General features: G+C 38.0%; 21 protein-coding genes. 6 read left to right on the top strand and 15 right to left on the bottom strand.

Going from position 1 to position 21,376, the window contains the following annotated elements:
• Positions 1 to 62: 62 nt before the first annotated feature.
• The 7 genes from blp2 to IMO47_RS07870 form a co-directional block, all read right to left on the bottom strand.
• Positions 63 to 2,405 carry an Ig-like repeat protein Blp2 gene (gene blp2 / locus IMO47_RS07900; RefSeq protein WP_196074739.1) on the bottom strand — a complete coding sequence of 781 codons (2,343 nt, stop codon included), beginning with the start codon at positions 2,403 to 2,405 and terminating at the stop codon, positions 63 to 65.
• A 223-nt stretch (positions 2,406 to 2,628) separates the two neighbouring features.
• Positions 2,629 to 3,027 carry a GFA family protein gene (locus IMO47_RS07895; protein ID WP_196074738.1) on the bottom strand — a complete coding sequence of 133 codons (399 nt, stop codon included), beginning with the start codon at positions 3,025 to 3,027 and terminating at the stop codon, positions 2,629 to 2,631.
• Positions 3,028 to 3,078: 51 nt separating this feature from the next.
• Positions 3,079 to 3,594, bottom strand: a complete 516-nt coding sequence (locus tag IMO47_RS07890; RefSeq protein ID WP_196074737.1) for a hypothetical protein — start codon at positions 3,592 to 3,594, stop codon at positions 3,079 to 3,081.
• Positions 3,595 to 3,597: 3 nt separating this feature from the next.
• Entirely contained in the window at positions 3,598 to 4,407 is an 810-nt protein-coding gene (locus tag IMO47_RS07885; RefSeq protein WP_196074736.1) for a lysophospholipid acyltransferase family protein, read from the bottom strand.
• 159 nt (positions 4,408 to 4,566) lie between these two features.
• Positions 4,567 to 5,682, bottom strand: a complete 1,116-nt coding sequence (locus IMO47_RS07880) for a beta-ketoacyl-ACP synthase III (protein ID WP_004831494.1) — start codon at positions 5,680 to 5,682, stop codon at positions 4,567 to 4,569.
• 47 nt (positions 5,683 to 5,729) lie between these two features.
• Positions 5,730 to 9,605 carry an ATP-dependent RNA helicase HrpA gene (hrpA, locus tag IMO47_RS07875; RefSeq protein ID WP_196074735.1) on the bottom strand — a complete coding sequence of 1,292 codons (3,876 nt, stop codon included), beginning with the start codon at positions 9,603 to 9,605 and terminating at the stop codon, positions 5,730 to 5,732.
• An 83-nt stretch (positions 9,606 to 9,688) separates the two neighbouring features.
• Positions 9,689 to 10,123: a hypothetical protein gene (locus IMO47_RS07870; protein ID WP_196074734.1), complete on the bottom strand. Its 435-nt coding sequence runs from the start codon at positions 10,121 to 10,123 to the stop codon at positions 9,689 to 9,691.
• A gap of 340 nt (positions 10,124 to 10,463) precedes the next feature.
• On the opposite strand from IMO47_RS07870, the gene ahpC reads away from it, so the two are divergent.
• Positions 10,464 to 11,027, top strand: coding sequence for an alkyl hydroperoxide reductase subunit C (gene ahpC, locus IMO47_RS07865; RefSeq protein WP_004721823.1), 564 nt, complete (start codon positions 10,464 to 10,466; stop codon positions 11,025 to 11,027).
• 50 nt (positions 11,028 to 11,077) lie between these two features.
• On the opposite strand, the gene IMO47_RS07860 is transcribed toward ahpC, so the two are convergent.
• Both IMO47_RS07860 and IMO47_RS07855 read right to left on the bottom strand, forming a co-directional pair.
• Positions 11,078 to 11,434 (bottom strand): VOC family protein, encoded by a 357-nt coding sequence (locus tag IMO47_RS07860; protein WP_196074733.1) that lies wholly within the window; start codon positions 11,432 to 11,434, stop codon positions 11,078 to 11,080.
• A gap of 93 nt (positions 11,435 to 11,527) precedes the next feature.
• Complete coding sequence (locus IMO47_RS07855; protein WP_196074732.1) at positions 11,528 to 12,031, bottom strand: endonuclease V; 504 nt, start codon at positions 12,029 to 12,031, stop codon at positions 11,528 to 11,530.
• A gap of 219 nt (positions 12,032 to 12,250) precedes the next feature.
• Here IMO47_RS07855 and IMO47_RS07850 point away from each other — a divergent pair, with 219 nt between their 5' ends.
• The gene (locus tag IMO47_RS07850) at positions 12,251 to 12,457 is read left to right on the top strand and encodes a KTSC domain-containing protein (RefSeq protein WP_004831498.1); all 207 of its coding nucleotides are present in this window, start codon (positions 12,251 to 12,253) and stop codon (positions 12,455 to 12,457) included.
• A gap of 63 nt (positions 12,458 to 12,520) precedes the next feature.
• Here the strand turns inward: IMO47_RS07850 and IMO47_RS07845 are convergent, their stop codons facing one another.
• From IMO47_RS07845 to IMO47_RS07830, 4 genes are all read right to left on the bottom strand, one after another.
• Positions 12,521 to 13,114 (bottom strand): O-methyltransferase, encoded by a 594-nt coding sequence (locus IMO47_RS07845; protein WP_196074731.1) that lies wholly within the window; start codon positions 13,112 to 13,114, stop codon positions 12,521 to 12,523.
• A gap of 143 nt (positions 13,115 to 13,257) precedes the next feature.
• Positions 13,258 to 13,473, bottom strand: coding sequence for a DUF1653 domain-containing protein (locus IMO47_RS07840; RefSeq protein ID WP_196074730.1), 216 nt, complete (start codon positions 13,471 to 13,473; stop codon positions 13,258 to 13,260).
• Between the two features lie 97 nt (positions 13,474 to 13,570).
• The gene (locus IMO47_RS07835) at positions 13,571 to 13,927 is read right to left on the bottom strand and encodes a hypothetical protein (RefSeq protein ID WP_004721834.1); all 357 of its coding nucleotides are present in this window, start codon (positions 13,925 to 13,927) and stop codon (positions 13,571 to 13,573) included.
• Between the two features lie 369 nt (positions 13,928 to 14,296).
• Positions 14,297 to 14,707 (bottom strand): roadblock/LC7 domain-containing protein, encoded by a 411-nt coding sequence (locus IMO47_RS07830; protein ID WP_196077339.1) that lies wholly within the window; start codon positions 14,705 to 14,707, stop codon positions 14,297 to 14,299.
• A 550-nt stretch (positions 14,708 to 15,257) separates the two neighbouring features.
• Between IMO47_RS07830 and IMO47_RS07825 the strand changes: the two genes are divergently transcribed.
• From IMO47_RS07825 to IMO47_RS07815, 3 genes are all read left to right on the top strand, one after another.
• Positions 15,258 to 15,602 carry a hypothetical protein gene (locus IMO47_RS07825; protein ID WP_196077226.1) on the top strand — a complete coding sequence of 115 codons (345 nt, stop codon included), beginning with the start codon at positions 15,258 to 15,260 and terminating at the stop codon, positions 15,600 to 15,602.
• Between the two features lie 100 nt (positions 15,603 to 15,702).
• Positions 15,703 to 16,404 carry a VIT family protein gene (locus IMO47_RS07820; protein WP_196077225.1) on the top strand — a complete coding sequence of 234 codons (702 nt, stop codon included), beginning with the start codon at positions 15,703 to 15,705 and terminating at the stop codon, positions 16,402 to 16,404.
• 128 nt (positions 16,405 to 16,532) lie between these two features.
• Positions 16,533 to 17,576: a nitronate monooxygenase gene (locus tag IMO47_RS07815; protein ID WP_196077224.1), complete on the top strand. Its 1,044-nt coding sequence runs from the start codon at positions 16,533 to 16,535 to the stop codon at positions 17,574 to 17,576.
• 52 nt (positions 17,577 to 17,628) lie between these two features.
• Here the strand turns inward: IMO47_RS07815 and IMO47_RS07810 are convergent, their stop codons facing one another.
• On the bottom strand, positions 17,629 to 18,138 hold the full coding sequence (locus IMO47_RS07810) for a DinB family protein (protein WP_196077223.1): 510 nt from the start codon (positions 18,136 to 18,138) through the stop codon (positions 17,629 to 17,631).
• Positions 18,139 to 18,917: 779 nt separating this feature from the next.
• Positions 18,918 to 20,339 carry an aspartate ammonia-lyase gene (locus tag IMO47_RS07805; RefSeq protein WP_196077222.1) on the bottom strand — a complete coding sequence of 474 codons (1,422 nt, stop codon included), beginning with the start codon at positions 20,337 to 20,339 and terminating at the stop codon, positions 18,918 to 18,920.
• A gap of 142 nt (positions 20,340 to 20,481) precedes the next feature.
• Here IMO47_RS07805 and IMO47_RS07800 point away from each other — a divergent pair, with 142 nt between their 5' ends.
• Positions 20,482 to 21,357 carry a LysR substrate-binding domain-containing protein gene (locus tag IMO47_RS07800; RefSeq protein ID WP_196077221.1) on the top strand — a complete coding sequence of 292 codons (876 nt, stop codon included), beginning with the start codon at positions 20,482 to 20,484 and terminating at the stop codon, positions 21,355 to 21,357.
• Positions 21,358 to 21,376: the final 19 nt, after the last annotated feature.

The following is a 21,376-nucleotide window of genomic DNA, read 5'->3' as shown; positions in this document are numbered from 1 at the left end:
TACTGTATACTAAATCTATCTCAGTAAAAACGCACCCTAGGTGCTTATTCCGTATATCTCAATTAAAACAGTACCTGCTGTGAATTTAATAACTCGGCAATGGCATCTGTCGAGAATACAGTCGTACTTTGTAAATCACGCATAGGTTGCTCAGCAGGTTCTGAGTTTAAATTCACGACGTTCTCACTTATCGTACCGCTTTGCGTCATTGAACTTGTAATCACATGCTCAATCTGTTGGTCTGTCGACTCAACAGCAGCATCCAAAAACAAATCATTTACGATTGTCTCATGACCAGTATCCAAATACTTTTGAGTGGCATCATTGACCTCAGGAGGGGTTTGCAGCAGATTTGCAATATGCTCACTGGTTAAATCAAGGCTATTGGGTTGTGCATGCAGCATGTTATGACGCAAAATATCACTCTGGGCATTCGAACCTGAATTCAACTCAGCATTGACAATCTGATTCGATAAAAAGAGATGGGAATCTGCCAAGTTTTGATCAATGATAGAATATTCATCAATAGCTGCTGCTTTCACTCCCACTTCAACCACCGTAAATGAACGTGCATCGCTCATCAAACTCGTATTTCCGGCCTTATCCGTTTGTACGCTGGTAATGCTATGCGCCCCCAGACTTAAATCATAGTCGAAACTGAATGACCATTTGCTGTCAGCACCGACAGTGACTTTTCCAACAGCTTTATTATTGTCATAAATAATCAATGTCGCACCGGCTTCGCCAGTCCCTGAAATCACTGGGCGTTTGTCATCTGTGTTTCCATTAGCAGCTATTGAACCTTTGGTTTCACCGACATCGTCTACTACATCAGTAATTTTAGGACTGGCTGGTGGCGTGACATCTTTAGTTCCTGTTACAGATGCAACTGCTGATTGATTTCCGGCAGCATCTGTAGCATAGACACTCCCCACTTTTGCCTCAGTCAAAGCAGTTGAAAGGGTGACCGAATAATTTCCATTGGCATCTGTCGTTGCAGTACCCAACAGTTTATTGGCACTGTCATAGACCGTAATTTTGGAATTTGCTTCTGCAGTTCCCGTAATCATTGTGCCTTCAGCATTTAAGCTGGCTACAGGTTTTTCAGGCGCCAAACTATCTTGTCCTGGTTTAATTTCAGTGGCTTTGGATTGATTTCCGGCTGCATCCTCAATGATTATTTTACCTGTTTGGTTGGTCCCCAAAGCAGGCGAAATTGTGATATTGAATTTCCCCTGTGCATTAACTGTGCCTGTTGCAATCACAGCACCCGTCGAATCTTGAATAATGACTTTGGCATTGGCTTCGGCTGTACCCAGTATGGTCGTTCCCTCTTTGTTGAATTCATACTTCGGTTGATCCGGTGCAATGGTATCTTTGCCCAATTCTATTCTGTGCTGTTCGGATTTATTTCCTGCCGCGTCAATCGCTTCAACAGTTCCTATTTGACCTGCCGTCAAAGCAGGTGAAATTGCAACTGAAAACACGCCTTCGGTATTGGCTTTTGCAGTTCCGATTAATTTACCGGATGCATCATAAACATTGATGGTTGCATTGGCTTCAGACTTACCGGTGACAATGTTTCCTTGATCATTTAATTGTGCCTGAGGTTCCGATGGCGCAATAGTGTCTTTTGTTCCCGTGACTTGCGTATAGCCTGATGAATTTCCTGCATCATCTTTGGCTTTGACATAATAACTGTTGTTGTTGAGCAGCGCTTCAGGCAAGGTTACCGAGTACTGACCATCTTTATCCACTTTGACCGTAACAATGACTTTTTCATTTTTATCGACCACATAAATTGTTGCACCTGCTTCAGCTGTGCCACTGATTTTCGTACCCTCTGCATTAATTGTGGCGGTAGGTGTTTTAGGCGCAGTGATGTCTGGAGGTGTACTTGATTTACTATCACCGCTGTCAATCAATGCCAAGCCTAATCCGATTGCCGACACAACCCCTAGACCTGCTTTGGCTGCACTTGAAGAAAAAAGCTCAGAAAATGAAAAATCCGAAGTGGATGTAGAGGACGACTCATAAGCGCTGAGGGGTTGAGCAGGAACAGTATTTGCACTTTCATATAGTAGTGAATCTAATTTTTGCAGACCTGTATAATTGGAGAATTTACCAGTCTCATCAAATTGGACAAGGCTAAATGTTCCATCCGCTTTTGGAAATGCCAAAGCGTGTACTGTGGTTGTAGGGGTTTGAAAAAAACCCTCTAAAACAATCTGTTCTCCATTTTTCAAAGTCACAATGAGCTTATCGCCAGATTGTTCCAGCGTTTTAACATCTTGTTGTGTAACCCCAATTTGAATGATCGATGGTCGATCTAAAACAACCAATTTGGATTGAGTATCCTGCAATAAAGTTTGATCTTGTTTCGCGGCAACGACTATTCTTGTCATGTATGTCCTCAATTCATTTAAAGTTTATTTTTCTGAAATTATACAGAATCCCTCAAGAGACACCAATGCATTTTAATCTTTATAGAACCATTTAAACCATCTTTTTAATAAATTAAAAACAAATAAAATTCAAATACTTAAAAAAATAATTTTTAACGTCCGATCAAATAAATTGATATGGAATCGAGTTGATCATTTTTATTCATAGCATGTTAAACCAAACTTAACATGCAGCTTGTGTAAATTGCGGTGAATCATCCAAAATTTCAAACCATGCAGCTTTATTCGCGGTAAATGCATGTGACATAATTTTTGCCTTAACAGCTTCATTAATAATTCCAACACGTAACCGAACCACATCAGGCAAATCTAAACGCGCACTAAATAAAGGTGAAGCACAGTGTTTACAGAACACTCTTTTTTTATTTGCCGTTGCATAATACTCAGCAAATAGTTCTTTACCCTGAACAATTTCTAAATTTTTACTTTGAATCGGAGTAATGGCGACGAAAGCAGAACCTTGGGCTTTTTGACACTGTTGGCAATGACAGACAAAGATTTCGGAAATTTCACTCCGAATTTTTAATTGAATGCCACCACAAAGGCATGAAGCGGTATACATATTTGTTTCCTTGATGAATTCAATATTCAACTTGATGAATGTCTGTCTTATTTATTGGTAATTAAATGGATAGTTTGAAAAAAATGCAATATCTATTTGTTTGACTGCCTGCTCAAATTGAGCAAATTCATTATCAGTCATTGATTCATCCATATAATTTTCAAATTCTTGCAGCAACACAGCAAATTGTAAAAATTGAAAAAAATTAATCTGCATGGACTGAAGTGAATGGCGATTTAGCGCATCAGTAAAGCCCAAATCATGATCATAAAAGAGCACTTCTAAAGACTGCCGATCAAGAAACCATTCATCACCCTGCCCACTTCGCCCTATTGTCCATACTAGCCTAGATAGTTCTGGGAAATTGAGTGCTAAGTATTGATTTTCCTTGACTGTATTTTCGTACCCAAACAGATAAATATCTGCTGTAATTTCAGAATCAGTGCATGTTTTTAGAAATTTGATATAGTTAATATCTTTAGGCAAGAAACTAACATCTTGCATTATTTGTCGACGCGGATTCAATTGTTTAAATAGATCATCTAAATTGTTTTGAAGTTCAAACATAGGTTAATCCCAACCTGTATGTTTAACGTCTTTATGTTTGAAGTCTACATCTTCTGACCGATACAGCTTTAATGCTTCAATTTCAGTATAAATCAGCTGCTGTAACTGATCTCTAAATAGCATCATATCATCCATTGTTTGAATCTGATCAGTCGCTAAACGTGGCATAAATTTAAAATAAAATGGAATTCGTTTAGGAATAAGATGCTTTGGAATTGAGGGAATCACTTCACCGTGTCGAAGAAAACGATCAATTTTGGGATTAGACAAGATTTTGTTAAACCATTTTTGTTGAAGTAAAACGTTGACATCAAAACCTAAATCAAAAACTTCATCCCCGCCTAAAGCCACAAAAGGTGCAATTTCATAGCCAAATTCTTGGGCTAACTTTAGAAAACCGAAACGCTGCTTCCAAATCAATTGATAAGCCTCGCCTTTGCGTTTAATGACTTCTCGCCCGCCACCTGGGAAAACCAGAATAGAGTATCCCTGTCGCATGGCTGCTTTGGCATACTCCTGAATACCATCGATGCCGCCAACCCGCTTTACGACTTCTTTCCACACCGGGATATGAAAGTGCATATGATCAGCTAAACTCACCACCGCAATCTTATGTTCTGTAAATAAATAGTCGATCAGAATCGGAGAATCAAGCACGCCGTAAATGGTGTGGTTTCCTACATACATAGCGGGTTTATGGGCTACGAGGTTTTCTGCACCTAAAAATGTCGGACGAAAATAAAAGCGTTGTAAACTGCTGATCAATCGGATCAGTTTGGCATTGTGTCGTATTGTTAAATTTTTATCCGTCATGTTGTATCTCTACAAACTGATTTTCAACATTTATGGTCTGCCGCTTGTGAAATTTAAAAGTTTTTAAACAGGCTTTTAGCATCCTTAAATTGATTTAAATTTTGGGTAATCACTCCCGCTTTAAAAGAAGGAGTGAACAGCTATTTTTACAACAGTGATTTAAGCAACATGCTTTTGAACAAGGATTGAACCTACAGAATAGCCTGCTCCGAATGAACAGAGCACACCATATTCACCATCATTGACCTGATCTGCGGTACGATGCAATGCGATAATCACACCTGCCGAAGAGGTATTGGCAAACTCGTCCAAAATAATTGGAACTAATTCTGGATCAGCTTCTGCAACTTCACGCCCAACAATCAGCTTGAGGATCAATTCATTCATATTGGCATTGGCTTGATGCAACCAGAAACGTTTGACATTTTCAGGTTGAATACTGTTCTTTTCCAATTGCGTAGAAATGATTTTTGCGACCAGCGGACAAACTTCTTTAAAGACTTTACGTCCATCCTGACGGAATTGTTTATCGTCACGTGAGGTTAATTCGGAGCCGTTTAGAAAACCAAAGTTATTACGAATATTATTTGAGAACTGGGTAAATAAATGCGTATCTACGATTTCAAAACCAGTTTTGGTTTCTGTTTCTTCAATAATCGAAGCTGTTGCCACATCACCAAAGATAAAATGGCAGTCACGTGAACGGTAATCTGTATGGCCTGATGTAATTTCAACATTCACCAATAACACACGGCGAGCACCGGTTTTAACAGCATCATAAGCTTGTTTTAAACCAAAAGTCGCTGCTGAACATGCCACATTCATGTCATAGGCATAGCCTTGAATACCCAGTGCAGTCTGTATTTCAATGGCTACAGCAGGATAAGCACGCTGTAAATTTGAACAAGCAAGAATTACAACATCAATATCTTCCGCTGTCACGCCAGCATTTTCCATCGCTTGTTTTGCTGCGATTACGCCCCATTCTGCCTGAATCGAAAGTTCCTCATCAGAACGTTCCTCAAGACGTGGTCTTAAACGGTTAATGTCCAATACACCAGATTTCTCAATCACATAACGGCGTTTAACCCCGGATGCTTTTTCAATAAAATCTGCACTTGAACCACGACGTGCAACAACCTCACCTGCTTCAATTTTTTCAGCATTTTCAGTGTTAAATTGTTCCACATAAGCATTTAAACAATCCACCAATTCTTCATTGGTGATCACTTCTTCAGGATGGTACAAGCCTGTACCAGTAATACGGATGCCCATGTAAAACTCCTTTTCTCAATTCACAAATATTTCAAATTATTTCTATTCTAACCGATTCCTAGCTTTTCCCATACCTTTTGTATTCGAGTCGAAGATATCGGCATTTTGGTTTTCATCGGCTGTGAGAATAAGGAGATCCGTAGTTCCTCAACCATGAAATACACTTCTTTTACACGAACATCGGATTTAAACTTAAACAGTTTATCCATCCAAGGATCAACTTCTTTGATCGCAGCATCATCTCGATTTAGATTATTCGGCAAACGATCTAAACGCAATAACAATGCTTTTAAATAACGCGGATATTCTTGCCAAACATCAAATGATTTTGAATAAACAAAATTGGAGAGATTCATCAAATCCAGTTGATCTTCAATGTCATCCATATTTTTTCCAAAGACATCTTGATCCAACATGAGTAAATTTTGACGAATTTCTTGCCATTGAATATAGATTTCACTGATCAGTTTTAGTGCCTCCTGACCATGCGTTAAGAAGCTTTTCTTGACATCGGCAGTTAACTGAGCAAACTCCTGAGCATTGATCGGTAAGTTTTGAATCGCCATTTGCAAAGTTGCATAAATCAACATCTGCTCCAGTTGGGCTTTATCTCCCAATGGTGAGTAAGCCAAAGCCAATGGTTTTGAAATTTGCTTTTTCAGTTGACGGATCAAGTCACCTAACTGCATATGAATCAACCGAATCACACCTTCGCGATGCTGCTTAATGGCTTCATTCTGATCATTAAAAGTCTGGATCACAATCCCGGATTCATCTTTGCTGTCTAATTGTGCAAAGTCTTTAGTGGGTACCAATGCTTGATATTGTTTAACAACAACACCCGTAACTTTTTGAGAGGCCTCAAAAACAAAATTTTCAGGGAAGACGGTAAATTCACCTTTCAATTGTTTTACGGGACTGTGTGTTTCTGTACGGCAACGTGCTTTAAGTTCTGCAAGGTCACGCCCCTGTTCCAACACACGTCCTTTTTCGTCAAGAACTTTAACAAAAGGAATCAGATAAGGTTCAATACGCTCAAAAGAAAAATCTTTGCGCGTAATCTGTTCGCCTCGTAATTGAAATGCAAGGAAATCAAAAATATGACCACGTAAATGTTGAGCATCTACTGCTTTCATCAACTTTTGCGCTGTGTCGGGAATCGGCACTAAATTACGGCGTTTATCTTTAGGCAGTGCTTTGAGTAAGGCTTCTATCAACTCTAAACGCCATCCGGGGATTCCCCACGACCAGATATTTTCATCGACTTGTGCTAAGGCCTGTACTGGAATTTTTACTGTCGCCCCATCTTCATCATGGCTTGGATCGAAACGATAACTGGCCGCCAATCGCAATTGCCCATTATGCAAATAATCAGGAAATTGCTGCGTAGTCGGACGATCTGTCATCCATAAATCATCATCATCTACAAACAGATAACGAGGATTTTTAGGTTCTACCGTCGCCCGCCAGTCTTCAAAACTGCGACGACTTGCAATTTCAGCAGGAACCTTGGCTGCATAAAACTGGTAAATTGTTTCTTCATCAACCACCAAATCACGACGTCTTAATTTATCTTCAACCCGTTCAACTTCTTCAAGCTTCAATAAATTATGTTTTAGAAATGGCGGTGTAATCCCTAAATTTCCTGTCGTTAATGCATCTCTTAAAAAAATTTCATGCGCAGCAGGCTGATCCACTTTTTCATAATTGGTTGCCCGCTTGGGCTCGATAATTAAGCCAAATAATGAAATCTGATCATAGGCATTGACGACACCAGGTTTTTTCGCCCAATGCGGCTCAAAATAATGGTGTTTTAATAAATTTGGTGCAGCCAAGAGAATCCACTCGGGTTCTATTTTTGCCAAAGTGCGCAGATAAACCTGAGAGGTTTCCACCATTTCAAATGCCATGACCCAAGGTGTATTGGTTTTATGTAATGTCGATGCAGGAAAAATCCGTGCCTTTTGCTGGCGTACTGCCATGAAAGTATTGCGTTCATCTGTTTTATTGGCAATAAAAGACAATAGCCCCGTTAACAGTGCACGGTGCAAATTTTCATAACTGGCTTTTTTCTCATTAAAAGACAGCTTTAAGCCCTGCGCTAAATCAAGCAATTGTTCATGGGTTTTTTTCCACTCACGCAAACGCAACCAACTGAGAAAATGCTGCTTGGCAAAATTACGACGTTTGTTCTCGCTTAAAGTCTCACGATTTTCACTCAAGGTATTCCATAATTTCAGATAAAATAAAAAATCTGAATCTGCTTCTTTAAACAGTGCATGCTTTTGATCGGCTTGCATCTGTTTATCCGCAGGACGTTCTCGAGGATCTTGTACAGCAAGAGCTGCAACGATGATTAACACTTCACGAAGTACACCAAAGTGAGCCCCGCCCAAAATCATTCTCGCCAAACGTGGATCAATTGGCATTTTTGCCATTTGCAGACCAATTTTGGTCAGCTCACTGCGAGTAGAACTACTGGCTTGCGGCTGTTCCTGAATAGCCCCCAATTCAATCAATAGCTTTCGACCGTCGTTAACCAAACGATGATCGGGTGGCTCAATAAAATCAAAATCTTCAACTGCACCCAAGCCCAGACTTTGCATCTGCAAAATAACCGATGCTAAATTGGTGCGTTTAATTTCTGGCTCGGTAAATTCAGGGCGACTTTGAAAATCATCCTCGCTATAAAGGCGAATACACACACCCGGTGCAATACGACCACAACGCCCTTTTCGCTGATTCGCAGCTGCTTGTGATATTGCCTCAATCGGTAAGCGTTGTACCCGAGAACGATAGTTATAGCGGGATATACGTGCAAATCCACTGTCAATCACATAACGTATGTTGGGGACCGTCAAAGCAGTTTCAGCCACGTTTGTCGCAATAATGATTCTTCGCCCACCGCCTGAAGGATTAAAGATTTTCTGCTGTTCAGCTAGCGCCAGTCGCGCATACAAGGGTAAAATCTGGGTGTGTTTCGGTCCAAACTTCTGCAAGGTTTCCTGTAGTTCACGAATCTCTTGTTCCGTACTTGAAAAAATCAGAATATCTGCATGCTCAGGATGCCCTTTAGCTTCTGCATCTTTTAAACATTCCTCCACGGCTTGCACAACAGCACGCGGTAAGTTTTCCTCGAAATCATCAAAATCATCGTCATCACTGCCACCAATGGTCAGTTCTGAAATTGGACGATAACGCAATTCTACGGGAAAGCTACGTCCTTCAACTTCAAAAATAGGCGCCCCATTAAAGTAATCACTAAATCGGTTGACGTCTAAAGTTGCAGAGGTGATGATGATTTTCAAATCAGGACGCTTTTTCACCAACTGTTTCAGATAGCCCATGATGAAATCAATATTCAATGAACGCTCATGCGCTTCATCGATAATGATCGTGTCATATTTATTTAAATAACGGTCATTCGACAGCTCAGCCAACAAAATACCGTCCGTCATCAAACGAACAATTGAATCATTGGAACCTTGTTCATTAAAACGGACTTTAAAGCTAATGGACTCACCCAGTTTCTCGCCGACTTCTTCTGCGATCCGCTGTGAGACGCTTCGCGCTGCAAGACGACGAGGTTGCGTATGTCCAATCATTCCTGTTAAACCACGACCTGCAAGCATCGCAATTTGTGGTAACTGAGTGGTTTTACCAGAACCCGTTTCCCCTGCCACAATAATGACCTGATGTTTTTGAATCGCATCAATCAATTGATCTGCATATTGAGTAACTGGTAAATCTTGATTAAGTTTAATCGTCGGTAGACTGGCGAATCTCTTTTTAACTTGCTGATTCGATTTCTCAAAAAGTTCTTGAAATTTTTCTGGATCAGCATCTTTTCCTTTTTTCAGTCGGCTTAAACGATGGCGATCGCGAACCATAACCCATTGATCGACATTTAACTGATTTGGCACAGATGCTTTATCCTAATACTTAAAATTGAACAGAATATTTTACGCGGTAATGCGTAGCAGAGATAGTCTCTTGAAAAATGAAATCATATTGGTCTGACATAAATCAGGCTTAAAATCAAAAAAAGTAACCATGTAATCCCCCCAATGATCCACAATGGCTGATGGCAATACACGATACTGTCGTAAATAATTTTCGAAAATGGTGCTGTTTCAAGCATCGATAAAACAATGAGGAATATTAAAAAATAGACCGCTAAAAATAAAATATACCAAAAACGTCGATAAGACAGTAATAAAGGTAAACATAAAAACAGTCCGACAATGCCAGAAAACTGAATCATTTCAGGATCATCCGCAGAAGTGCCGTGCAACTCGCTAAAATAAGTCACCTGAAGTGGGCGAATATATTCATATAAACATAGATTGTTTTCAGAACCTGCAATACTCAACATACACAATGATGCGACAGCCAAACACAATACAGCAATAACACGCAGAATTTGATCAATATACGTCATTAAAATGTGATGGATTTAAGAGTCAAACGATCTTAGCAGAACAATTTCTATACATTGAAATATTTTTTATATCTTTTTTAAAAAATCACCCTTGAAATATAGCTACAGAAGCATCATGTTTGTTACAGATTTAAAAAGGATGGTTTTGTCATTCAAACATCATCTTTATTTGCTTTAGTTGATGGAACAATGACTGAACAATTGTCTTTGGTGAAATGTATCTGGAGCATGCTAATTTGATTTTCCGATCTTAGCCATAAAAAAATACTATTTCACCAATAACCTAAAATTCATTATTCTAGTTACATATTAGATAAACACCTCAATCATGGAGATAATGATGAGCTTAATTAATACTGAAGTTAAACCTTTTAAAGCACAAGCGTTCCAAAACGGTCAATTCATTGAAGTTACAGAAGCTGATCTTAAAGGTAAATGGTCTGTAGTTTTCTTCTATCCAGCCGATTTCACTTTCGTTTGTCCAACTGAGCTAGGTGATCTTGCTGATAACTATGCTGAATTCAAAAAATTAGGCGTTGAAATCTATTCAGTTTCTACAGACACTCACTTCACGCACAAAGCTTGGCACGATTCTTCTGAAGAAATCAAAAAAATCGAATACGTAATGGTTGGCGATCCAACTTGGGTACTTGCTAAAAACTTTGAAGTTTTAATCGAATCTGCTGGTCTTGCTGACCGTGGTACTTTCGTGATCGATCCTGAAGGTAAAATCCAAATCATCGAAATCAATGCTGGTGGTATTGGTCGTGATGCTTCTGAACTTCTTCGTAAAGTTAAAGCAGCTCAATATGTTCACGGTCACCCTGGTGAAGTTTGCCCTGCTAAATGGAAAGAAGGCGATGCAACACTTGCTCCTTCTATCGACTTAGTTGGTAAAATCTAATATTCAATTAGATTAGATTAGATTAAAAAACCACGTTAAAGCGTGGTTTTTTAATGCGACCAAATGGCAAGCTCATAACCATCCAAGTCCTTAAAGTGAAAGCGGCGTCCACCTGGAAAGCTAAAAATTTCTTGTACAATCGTTCCACCTGCATCTTTTACACACTGTAAACTCTGTTCGATTTGCTCAGTATATAAAACAATCAATGCGCCACCCGCACTGTGAACATGATCAGCTTGGGCAAAACCACCTTTAATCGTACCAGAATCGAATTCACAATAAGCCGGACCAAAGTCAGTGAATGTCCAACCCAAGGATTGATAAAATATTTTGGATTGCTGAATATCTTTGACATTGAATTCAATATAATTAATTGCAATTTTGTATTCATCGGAGGGCTGGTTCATTTTCATTTATCCTGTTTGTTTATCACAATGTAACTCACTTTATGTCAAAATTCTTCAAATAAAGCTGAATTGATTTATTACTAAATCATTCAATTATTGTTGTGAGATTCTGCTTAGGCGATCGACCTCTTTCAACAACTTCGGTATCCGATATTTTCCATGCATATTTTTCACATATTGCTTGGCAAGTTCAAGCTCAATACCGACCGCGGAAATATAAAGCGGCTGGATGCTTTGACCGCGTAAAATTTCGCAATTGCTTGGCGTACCTTTAAACTGATTTTTAGCCACCCCAATCACGGGAACTTTACGGATTAATGCCTCATACAAATACTGCCCCAAACCCGCTTTCTGTTCATTCCCAAGATAAACATACCCATCGATAATAATCGTATCAATCTGCTCTGTAACATGTGCCAACAAAGCTTCAATACAAGGCAATTCACGTTTATAAAACTGCCCGGATTCATAGTCCATGATGTGATCTAAAGAAATCCTGTATCGCTTGAATAAATCAGCTGCATCCCATGCATCAAATACTCCTCCAGCGACTTGCGCACTCGTTCCACTATACGCAACATCAATCGCAAGGATCATTGCGTCCCCTTTGTTTCCGAGATAGAAACAAACATTTTTTCAAGGATTCTATTCATGGTATTTGATCATTTTTTAAATTTTCGGCTTCGGCATAAGCTTATCAGAAAAAACCTCAGCCTTTTTACAAAACCACAATACTTTTCTAGAGATGAATAGACTAATTTCAAATCATACAGAATATTTTTTCTGTAGAACAATCAGAAGTTTAAGGGGTTGCTTATGGGATCAATGATTACCGTGACTTCTTGGAAGTACAATGCTTCTTCACGGTATTTAAAAATTTTTTATAACAATGGTTCTGGTGAACTATACCATCCTGTACCAGAATTTATTTATGACAATTTACTGCGATGTAGTGATAAAACGGCTTTTGTGCATAAGTATTTAGAATATGACGTACATTTTAAACGACTTTCAATTTTATAATTTGTAAAACCATCTGTTTCAGCACAAAGTCAGGGAGAAGCCTCCCTGATGCAACACCAGATACTAATTTTTAAATGTCACAATAAAAAGCCCAGCGCCTACTGACAGTGTGGTTGTCATAAATCGTGGATCTCGCTTTACTTCATCAATAAAACTTTTAACCTCAGCCGCATGTGAAATCACATTATCTACAACCAATACGCCCCCATGTTCTACTATCATATTTTGCAGATACACCCAATAATTCAAGTAGGCATCACGCTCAGCATCGAGTAATATAAAATCATATTTTTCATGACATTTTTCTAAATAATTTTGTGCATCACCGACCCAGAAGTCAATAACATGATCTAGTTCAAACTCTTTGGCATAATGCTTTGCTTGCAGTGTTCGCTGCTCATCAATCTCAAGCGTTGTGACCCTTGCACCTGTCACTTGTGCTGCATCAGCCAGCCACAAAGTTGAATATCCTGTTGAAGTACCAATTTCAAGAATCGTTTTAGCCTGTTGAATTCTGACTTGCATAGCCAGAAATAGTGCAGATTCTGGTTCAATGTTACGATATCGTTTGATCCGATCACATTGTGTCGCATCAAACCTGATAAAAGACTGGTATAGCTCATTCAATCGTTGCAAAAATGGGTGACTTAAACTCATATTCAGCACGTCCTCTTTACTATCATTGTTATTATTTCAATTATTCACGTCATTCCAATGACAGTCGATCAGCTCTACAGCATAAATTCTTTAGCATACAAATCACTTTTAACTATACTCCGTTAATCAACACATTGGCGAAATTAAACGGTATGTAAAAACTCAAATCTTGCTATCGATCGACCATCTTCCAAACTAACCTGTTCGATAAACATTTCATATGGTCGAACCCAAATTGAATAATCACCATATAAACATTGATAGACCACCATTTTTTCCCGCGTTTCACTATGATTTGCCACATGTAGAACTTGATACAAATGACCTTTATAATGTCTATAAATTCCGGCTTTCAACATAACGATAAAACTGCCAATACGATTATTATGTTATACATGATCTGAATATAAAAAACTCGTCCTAAGACGAGTTTTTTATATACTTTTCAATAATGAATTAAGAAAAATCCAAACCTTTTTCAAATGCTTTCAACTCATGGCGAGCCATAGCCAAGTTTGATTTAGAGCGGTCTAAAACAAGATAAAGGAATAAATTTTCATTTGAATCTAATGGACGGATCAAATGATATTGCTTACCTAGAGTAATCAAAATATCTTCAATTACATCATCAAGTTTTAAAGCTTTTGCAACTTTACGCTTAGCACGAACAACTTCAGTATTACCTGCTGCTGCCAATTCCAAGTCCAAGCCTGCACCTGCTGTCGCTAATGAAAGACCGCTTTCGCTGTCTACTAAAGCAGCGCAAACGAAACCATCGATATCTGTTAATTGATCTAGTGTGATACGAGCCATGAGCATCCCCGTTTCTATTTGACATTGTTGTTTGCTTTAGTAATTCAATTTTTATTTTGCTTTACTAAAACACTTTACTATTTAACTAAGGATTATTACCCCTAGCTAACATGGATAAAATTAGTATTCTTCTTGAATACCTATTTTAATTTTATTCGATAATCAATTTTAATTAATTATTTCCTACGCTTATTTTAATAGCATAAAAAATATTAATTATTCAAGCGTAATTTAAAAATAAATTAGACTTTTAATCATTTAAAACTTGCTACAACTTTCAACAATTATCAATAGATTATTTCGATTATTGATAAACATCTCGTTTTATATAAAAAATATAAGTCGCTTAACAATTTCCATGAATCAACGTTAGATATTTTTTACCAACAATTCTGTTGTCGACTTTACCTCATATAACATTTGCCCTAGCAAGATATCTTTGTTGGTCATAGCAACCAAAACCAAAGGATGTTTCGGATGCGGAATAGCTGTCAGCAACGCCTTTCCATTCTCAGCATCTAAAGTAATTGTTTGGCATCCCACAAGATTAATCTCAGATACAAAAGCTGTCACCATTGCTAAAATTGAGCTGCTGACAGCAGCAATTTTTCCTGAATTATTAATGTTTTTCTTATTGACCAGCGCAATTTCGAAACCATCTGAAGTACATAGCATCACAAACTCAACACCACTTACAGCATTCAGTAAGTGCCTAATTTGTCTTTCAGCATATTCCACAAAATCATCTGGCACTTTTCGAGATTTGTTTAAATCCAGCATATTTAAGAAAACCCCATAAATTTCCATTTTACCCGCGTTTAAAGCACCATTTTGGGGCTTTTGGGGGCGAGTCAATTATTTGATATATTTCACACTTTGGTTTTAATTCTATCTTTTTTTATTGGCTTGTAAATATATTTTTTTACTTTAACCCAGTTTTATTTTGAGAACTGTTTAAATAATATTCTAAACGTATAAATGTCAGATTTACCTCAATAATGTCATTCTTGCTCATCTATGGTGCATTATCACAAAACATCCATTTTGCACGCTGAATTTTACTTTATATCTCCACTATCTTGTTGCACTGGTATATTTTATCACTGGATATAATTTTTGAATTAAAAAAACACAATGAATATACTATTTTATGAATAATATATTAAGATTTTGTGAAAATATTATGGATTGAAGCATGCCTGTCGTTAATTTAAGGCATAAAACTTATAAAAACGTTACATTTTATTTTTTGATTTGATTTTTTTTTGTGTTTATATTTATTTCATCCAGCTGCTGGATGCCAAATATTAATTTAAAAAAGGTATACAAGATGAATAAAATTTTACTCGCTTTGGGTCTGACTGCTACGATTGCACTCGTAGGCTGTAATAAAGATAAAGCCCCTGAAACAGGAGCAACTACAGGTGAACATGTTGAAAATGCTGTTGATCAAGCTAAACATGATGTAGAAAATGCCACTAAAGATGCTGCTAGTGCAACAGCTCAAGCAGCTGACCATGCTGCCAATGCTACTGCTACGGCTGTAGACCATGCTGCTGACGCGACTGCCCATGCCGCTGACGCAACTGTAGATGCGGCTAAAAATGCAACCGCAACTGCAGCGGGCGCCGTTGAAAAAGGTGCAGCCGATGTGAAAGAAAAAGCTCAACAATAATTTGAATTGAAATAAAAGCTCCTGACATAGGAGCTTTTTTATATTTGTCATATACTTAAATTATAAGTGATTTAACTTTCCTGAATATGGAGTCACCTTTATGTCTCATTCACATCACCCAGAACAACATTTTATACAACGTACAGGCTGGTTAAGAGCAGCTGTTTTGGGTGCCAATGACGGTATTATTTCAGTGACCAGTTTAGTGATGGGGATGGCAGCAAGTGGAGCATCAAGTCACACACTACTTATTACCTGTATTGCTGGCTTAATTTCAGGTGCAACTTCAATGGCAGCAGGTGAATATATTTCTGTCAAATCACAATCGGATATAGAAGAGGCGGATTTAAAAGTTGAGGCACGCGAATTAGAAAAAAATCCGCATTTAGAACTTAAAGAACTGACACATATTTACATACAGCGTGGACTAGATCCAGAACTCGCCCATCAGGTTGCGATTCAACTGACTGAAAAAGATGCATTGGAAGCCCATGCCCGTGATGAAATTGGAATCAATGACATAACTGCTGCGAAACCGATCCAAGCCGCTGGTTCTTCTGCGTTATCTTTCTCGATCGGGGCGTTATTACCCACATTATCAATTTTATTCAGTCCTGAAATTTATTTAGAAAAAGTGGTTTTGGTGGTCGGTATTTTATCCCTGGTCATTTTAGGTGCTTTATCTAGCTATTTTGCCGGAACTTCTATGCTTAAAGGCAGCCTTCGAGTTGCCATTTGGGGCATTATCGCGATGGCTTTCTCTAGTTGGATTGGCTCTCTTTTCCATGTCACTCCAATTTAATATCAACATGTTTCACTTCAGCTCCACATAAACATGTATTTAAATTATATTTTTAAAATAAATACTGAACATAATTTGCTTATTGCCCTAAGCTTGGGCAAAGTAAATGAAAATTGAGGAGCTAGGAAATGTCTTTATTAGAACAGTTAGGAATAAAACTTCCAATATTGCTTGCCCCTATGGCAGGGGTTTCAACACCACAATTAGCAGCCGAAGTATCCAATCAAGGTGCACTGGGATCGTTGGGACTTGGTGCAAATGATGTTGAAACTGCCCACAAACTCATCAGGGAAACCCAAAATCTAACCCCTCACCCTTTTCAGTTGAACTTCTTCTGTCACGAATCATCGAGCATAGACATACAGTCCAATATGCTCTGGATAGAACATTTAGCGGCTGAATTTGAAAAATTTGGTGCTGTTCCACCCACTGAATTAAAGTGTATTTATCCAAGCTTTAAAGACAACGATGATTTTTTAGATCTATGCTTGGAGACACAGCCCAAAGCCGTAAGTTTTCACTTTGGTATTCCACATGAATATCAAATCCAAAAACTAAAAGATGCTGGTATTCTAACGCTTGTTTCAGCAACCAATCTGACTGAAGCCCTTGCTATCGAAGCAGCAGGCATTGATATTATCATTGCTCAGGGAATTGAAGCAGGTGGACATCGCGGTATTTTTAATGCACAAATCGATGGTGCAATTAAAACCTCCGACCTTGTTCAACTCATCAAAAAACACTGTTCAATCCCTGTGGTTGCAGCGGGGGGAATTATGAATGGTCAGCAGGCAAAAGCCATGCTCAATCTCGGTGCAGATGCAGTACAAATGGGAACAGCCTTTGTACAATGCAAGTCATCAAATGCCAATACTGCTTACCGCAAAGCGTTATTTGATCATCCTTTAACTCAAATTACCTCCAGTATCTCTGGTCGCCCTGCACGCGGCATCATCAATCATTGGCAAACTCGCATCGACCAGCCTGATCGTCCAAATGTAGCAGCCTATCCTTATGCTTATGATTTGGCAAAACAACTTAATGCATTGGCAGTACAGAATGGCGATGTTGGCTTTGGTGCATTTTGGGCGGGCAGTAATGTAGCACAAATCCGAGAACTTGAAGCACAGGATCTACTCAATCAATTGGTTGTAGAAATGAATCACGCTTGATTTAAAAGCAATTACAGAAGTGACGATGTGTCACTTCTGAAACATATTCTGGTCAATCTTGTAAATTTTCTTCAACCAACATATATACCCAATCAAGCTCAGGACACTGATAACCCAATATCGTCATAGCAGCAGTCACTTGCCCTCGATGATGTGTACCATGATTAAAAACGTGAATCAGCGTATCTGTATAGGGCAAGCTTTGTGCATCCCCATTGGCCCTGCAATAGTTTAAATTTCCCGCTAAAAGTGTCTCATCTAAATCATCAATAAAGCTCAACCAATTTAGGCTTTTAGTGTTTAATTCATTCAAAAGCTGAGTTTTATCCTGATGAATGACGGTGTTTAATGCCATAGTTGGAGAGTGATGCTCTTTAAAACGTGAATACCAGAGATAATGCTCCCCCAAAAGTAAATGGTTGAGAGTTCCTGCAATACTTTTAAAGTAAAGTCCGACCTCTTGATTAAAATCTGCATCAGAAACAGTTTTTAAACACTTACAAAGACGTTGGGTTGCCCAAACATTATATTGAGCAAATCGTTTTAAATCATTTTTACCCATTTTTTCAACGACCTTTGCAAGAGTATCAATTGGATCGACTTGATAAAATTCATATTTTGAATCAAATAGCAGCAAAATCAATATACATTTTTTTGCATATGATTAATCATTTTTTTCCCATCGTTCAGTCATTTTCCATCAGTTTAGATCATTTTCCTTTTTAACTGATTCAAAAATACACATGTGATTTGTCGTGTCTGCATATCACCCAATACGTGCAGGTTATGACCTGACAGTATTACGGTTGATCAATCCTATACCCCATATTGTGCAGCTCGCTGTTCAGCATCACAGGTTTGTCTTCCCTTTTTTCTTTTCAAAAAATGTCATGGGGCAAACCTTCATTTTTTATGGTTGATCAGGCGTAGCAATTGGGCGCGCAAATCCAATCAAAAATATTTAATCAATGTGATTTTTGGAAAGATTGATTGCAACAGCATTCATACCAACCCAACACTTCATACTCATCAAAATGCCACAATTTTGATGCTCAGGAGAGTATAAATATGCTGAAAAATTACTTTCGAAAAGAGCGAATCTCCCCTTGAAATGATCGGCTAAAAGAACATTTGCGAATGGCTTAGCAGAATGAGTGATTTGTGTTAATTTTGAGATTTAATTGCTGTTGAACCTTAAACCAGACATCCTTAAATAATTGAACTTTAAAAAATAATTAAAGTAGATGTAAATAAGACAGCCTCCATTTGGAGGCTGTCTTATTTTAATCAAAAGAAAAACTGAACATGTTTCTCTAATAATCAATCCATTTTACAAGGCGGTTAGGCTGCGTCTTGTTGCTTAGGATGAACCATATTTTGAACGGCAAGCACAGAAGCTAAAACTTCATCAGAAAGCAATTGTTCTGCTCGAATCAACTCTAAAATACTTGCACCAGTTTCATTGGCTTGTTTGGCAATACGTGTTGTCGTTTCATAACCCAAGTAAGGATTCAATACTGTAATGATACCAATCGAGTTGTCCACCAAAGCTTGGCAATGCTCTGCATTGGCACGAATATTTTGAATACATTTCTGTTCAAACATACGTATTGCTCTGCCCAGCAAATCAATTGATTCAAATAATTTGAAGGCAATTAACGGTTCCATAGCATTGAGCTGTAATTGACCTGCTTCAGCAGCTAAAGTAATTGCCAAATCATTCGCCATAATTTGATAACAAGCAAGATTCATTGCTTCCGGAATTACTGGGTTCACTTTACCTGGCATAATTGAGCTGCCGGGTTGGCGTGGTTCTAAATGAATTTCATTTAAACCTGCACGCGGACCACTCGACAACAAACGTAAATCATTAGAGATCTTTGAAAGTTTAGTTGCAGTTCGCTTTAATAAGCTCGATAACAGAACAAAATCGCCCATGTCCGAAGTTGCTTCAATTAAATCAGGCGCACTTGAGATGGTTTTATTGGTTATTTTAGACAAAGCTTGAATAGCAAGAATACGGTATTCAACTTCAGTGTTGATACCCGTACCGATCGCAGTTCCGCCAAGATTCACCACACTTAAAGCGTCTGGCATAATTTGATTGATTTTTTTCAAATCGTTTTGCAAAGTATGCGCAAATGCTGCAAATTCTTGCCCCAATGTCATTGGTACAGCATCTTGTAATTGAGTACGTCCCATTTTCAAGATATGAGAAAACTCATCTGATTTATTTTCAAAACTTTGAATTAAGCTTTGAAATGGCTGATTCAGTTGGTCTAAGGCAAACAATAAACCAATTTTGATTGCGCTTGGGTAAACATCATTGGTTGACTGCGACATATTCACATCATTATTTGGATGCAAATATTTGTATTCCCCTTTTGCATGCCCTAAATACTCTAATCCGATATTCGCCACAACTTCATTGATATTCATATTGGTCGATGTGCCCGCACCGCCTTGAATCATGTCGATTGGAAATTGCTCATGATACAAATCATTGTTCAGTTGCTGGCAAGCATGCTGAATTGCATTATACTTATTTTCTTCGAGCTTATTGAGTTTGAAATTGGCATCTGCACAAGCTGCCTTAACCATTGCAAGTGCTTTAATAAAAACAGGAAAGTGACTTAATTTAGTTGAACTTAAGTTAAAGTTCTCCAGTGCTCTCAGGGTTTGTACGCCATAATAGCAATGAAACGGCACTTCTTTAAGTCCTAGTAAATCCTTTTCAACTCGTGTTTTAATTTCAATGTTCATGTGCAATACAGCTCAATAAAAGAATAAATTTATCTTAGGAAATGCATTGAAAATTGGCTAATGTAAAAAAATATTTATGTATGCATTTTTTGCATATCACTTGCTATAATAGTAAGTGTGTAATGTAGAACGGCTAATCAATATGACCTTAGAAATTCGATGGATAGAAGATCTTTTGGCTTTAGACCAAGAAAAATCCATATCTAAAGCTGCTGCGCTACGCCATGTTACCCAATCCGCTTTTACACGCAGAATACAGAATATTGAAGAATCGCTTGGTTTTCAGATTTTAAAACGCTACAGCAAAAGTATTGATTTCACGGATGCCGGGCAAGTCTTGCTCTCAACATCTAAAAACATCAAAAATCAGATGAATACCACCATTAACTATTTAGAAAAAAATATTAAAGACAATGAATTATCGATTAAGTTTGCGGTATCCCACTCTCTGATTACTCAATTTTTCCCCAAATTTATTCAAAAACTATATAGCAATTATGATGATTTAAAATTGGAAATTATCGCCTCCAATTTGCAACAAGGACTTTATTTACTCAAAGAAGGCTCTTGTGATTTTTTAATTTGTTACTGTGATCAAATTACTTTACAACAGTTAGACCCGAGTATTTTTAAATATCATAAAATCGTCAAAATGGAAGTACTCCCTGTCACAGCGACAATCAATCAACAACCTAAATATTCATTTAGCCAGAACTTCCCTCTCTTGGCTTACAGTAAAAAAGCCTATTTGGGCAAATGTGTCGATAAAGTGATCGAAGGTAAATTAAATTACCGTACCTTGTATGAAACAGACAATGCCAGTGACTTAAAAGCCTTGGCTTTACAAGGTCTGGGTGTAGCATGGCTGCCAAGATTGTTGATAGAAGAAGAACTCAATGACAATAAATTAAAAGTTCTGGAGGGTTATAGCTTCTTTCAAGATGTTTATATCGTCCGCAGCCACTTAATTTACTCTGAAAAAGTAAATTTTGTTTGGAATGCCTTAGTGTTAAATTAAGGCTTTCATCCACCAACTT

It is taken from the genome of Acinetobacter sp. Res13-Abat-PEC15-P4-01 (genome assembly GCF_015676285.1).
Lineage (GTDB): Bacteria > Pseudomonadota > Gammaproteobacteria > Pseudomonadales > Moraxellaceae > Acinetobacter > Acinetobacter nematophilus.
The sequence above is the reverse complement of the archived record's forward strand: the minus strand, read 5'-3'. Positions and strand labels throughout refer to the sequence as shown.

What these genes read in the sequence shown, in the direction of transcription:
- IMO47_RS07810 (WP_196077223.1), bottom strand. Translation starts at nt 18,138, where the DNA reads ATGGGTAAAAATGATTTAAAACGATTTGCTCAATATAATGTTTGGGCA.
- IMO47_RS07830 (WP_196077339.1), bottom strand. Translation starts at nt 14,707, where the DNA reads ATGCTGGATTTAAACAAATCTCGAAAAGTGCCAGATGATTTTGTGGAA.
- IMO47_RS07835 (WP_004721834.1), bottom strand. Translation starts at nt 13,927, where the DNA reads ATGGCTCGTATCACACTAGATCAATTAACAGATATCGATGGTTTCGTT.
- IMO47_RS07840 (WP_196074730.1), bottom strand. Translation starts at nt 13,473, where the DNA reads ATGTTGAAAGCCGGAATTTATAGACATTATAAAGGTCATTTGTATCAA.
- IMO47_RS07820 (WP_196077225.1), top strand. Translation starts at nt 15,703, where the DNA reads ATGTCTCATTCACATCACCCAGAACAACATTTTATACAACGTACAGGC.
- IMO47_RS07890 (WP_196074737.1), bottom strand. Translation starts at nt 3,594, where the DNA reads ATGTTTGAACTTCAAAACAATTTAGATGATCTATTTAAACAATTGAAT.
- IMO47_RS07855 (WP_196074732.1), bottom strand. Translation starts at nt 12,031, where the DNA reads ATGATCCTTGCGATTGATGTTGCGTATAGTGGAACGAGTGCGCAAGTC.
- blp2 (WP_196074739.1), bottom strand. Translation starts at nt 2,405, where the DNA reads ATGACAAGAATAGTCGTTGCCGCGAAACAAGATCAAACTTTATTGCAG.
- IMO47_RS07825 (WP_196077226.1), top strand. Translation starts at nt 15,258, where the DNA reads ATGAATAAAATTTTACTCGCTTTGGGTCTGACTGCTACGATTGCACTC.
- IMO47_RS07885 (WP_196074736.1), bottom strand. Translation starts at nt 4,407, where the DNA reads ATGACGGATAAAAATTTAACAATACGACACAATGCCAAACTGATCCGA.
- IMO47_RS07800 (WP_196077221.1), top strand. Translation starts at nt 20,482, where the DNA reads ATGACCTTAGAAATTCGATGGATAGAAGATCTTTTGGCTTTAGACCAA.
- IMO47_RS07815 (WP_196077224.1), top strand. Translation starts at nt 16,533, where the DNA reads ATGTCTTTATTAGAACAGTTAGGAATAAAACTTCCAATATTGCTTGCC.
- IMO47_RS07845 (WP_196074731.1), bottom strand. Translation starts at nt 13,114, where the DNA reads ATGAGTTTAAGTCACCCATTTTTGCAACGATTGAATGAGCTATACCAG.
- ahpC (WP_004721823.1), top strand. Translation starts at nt 10,464, where the DNA reads ATGAGCTTAATTAATACTGAAGTTAAACCTTTTAAAGCACAAGCGTTC.
- IMO47_RS07870 (WP_196074734.1), bottom strand. Translation starts at nt 10,123, where the DNA reads ATGACGTATATTGATCAAATTCTGCGTGTTATTGCTGTATTGTGTTTG.
- IMO47_RS07850 (WP_004831498.1), top strand. Translation starts at nt 12,251, where the DNA reads ATGGGATCAATGATTACCGTGACTTCTTGGAAGTACAATGCTTCTTCA.
- IMO47_RS07805 (WP_196077222.1), bottom strand. Translation starts at nt 20,339, where the DNA reads ATGAACATTGAAATTAAAACACGAGTTGAAAAGGATTTACTAGGACTT.
- IMO47_RS07895 (WP_196074738.1), bottom strand. Translation starts at nt 3,027, where the DNA reads ATGTATACCGCTTCATGCCTTTGTGGTGGCATTCAATTAAAAATTCGG.
- IMO47_RS07860 (WP_196074733.1), bottom strand. Translation starts at nt 11,434, where the DNA reads ATGAACCAGCCCTCCGATGAATACAAAATTGCAATTAATTATATTGAA.
- IMO47_RS07880 (WP_004831494.1), bottom strand. Translation starts at nt 5,682, where the DNA reads ATGGGCATCCGTATTACTGGTACAGGCTTGTACCATCCTGAAGAAGTG.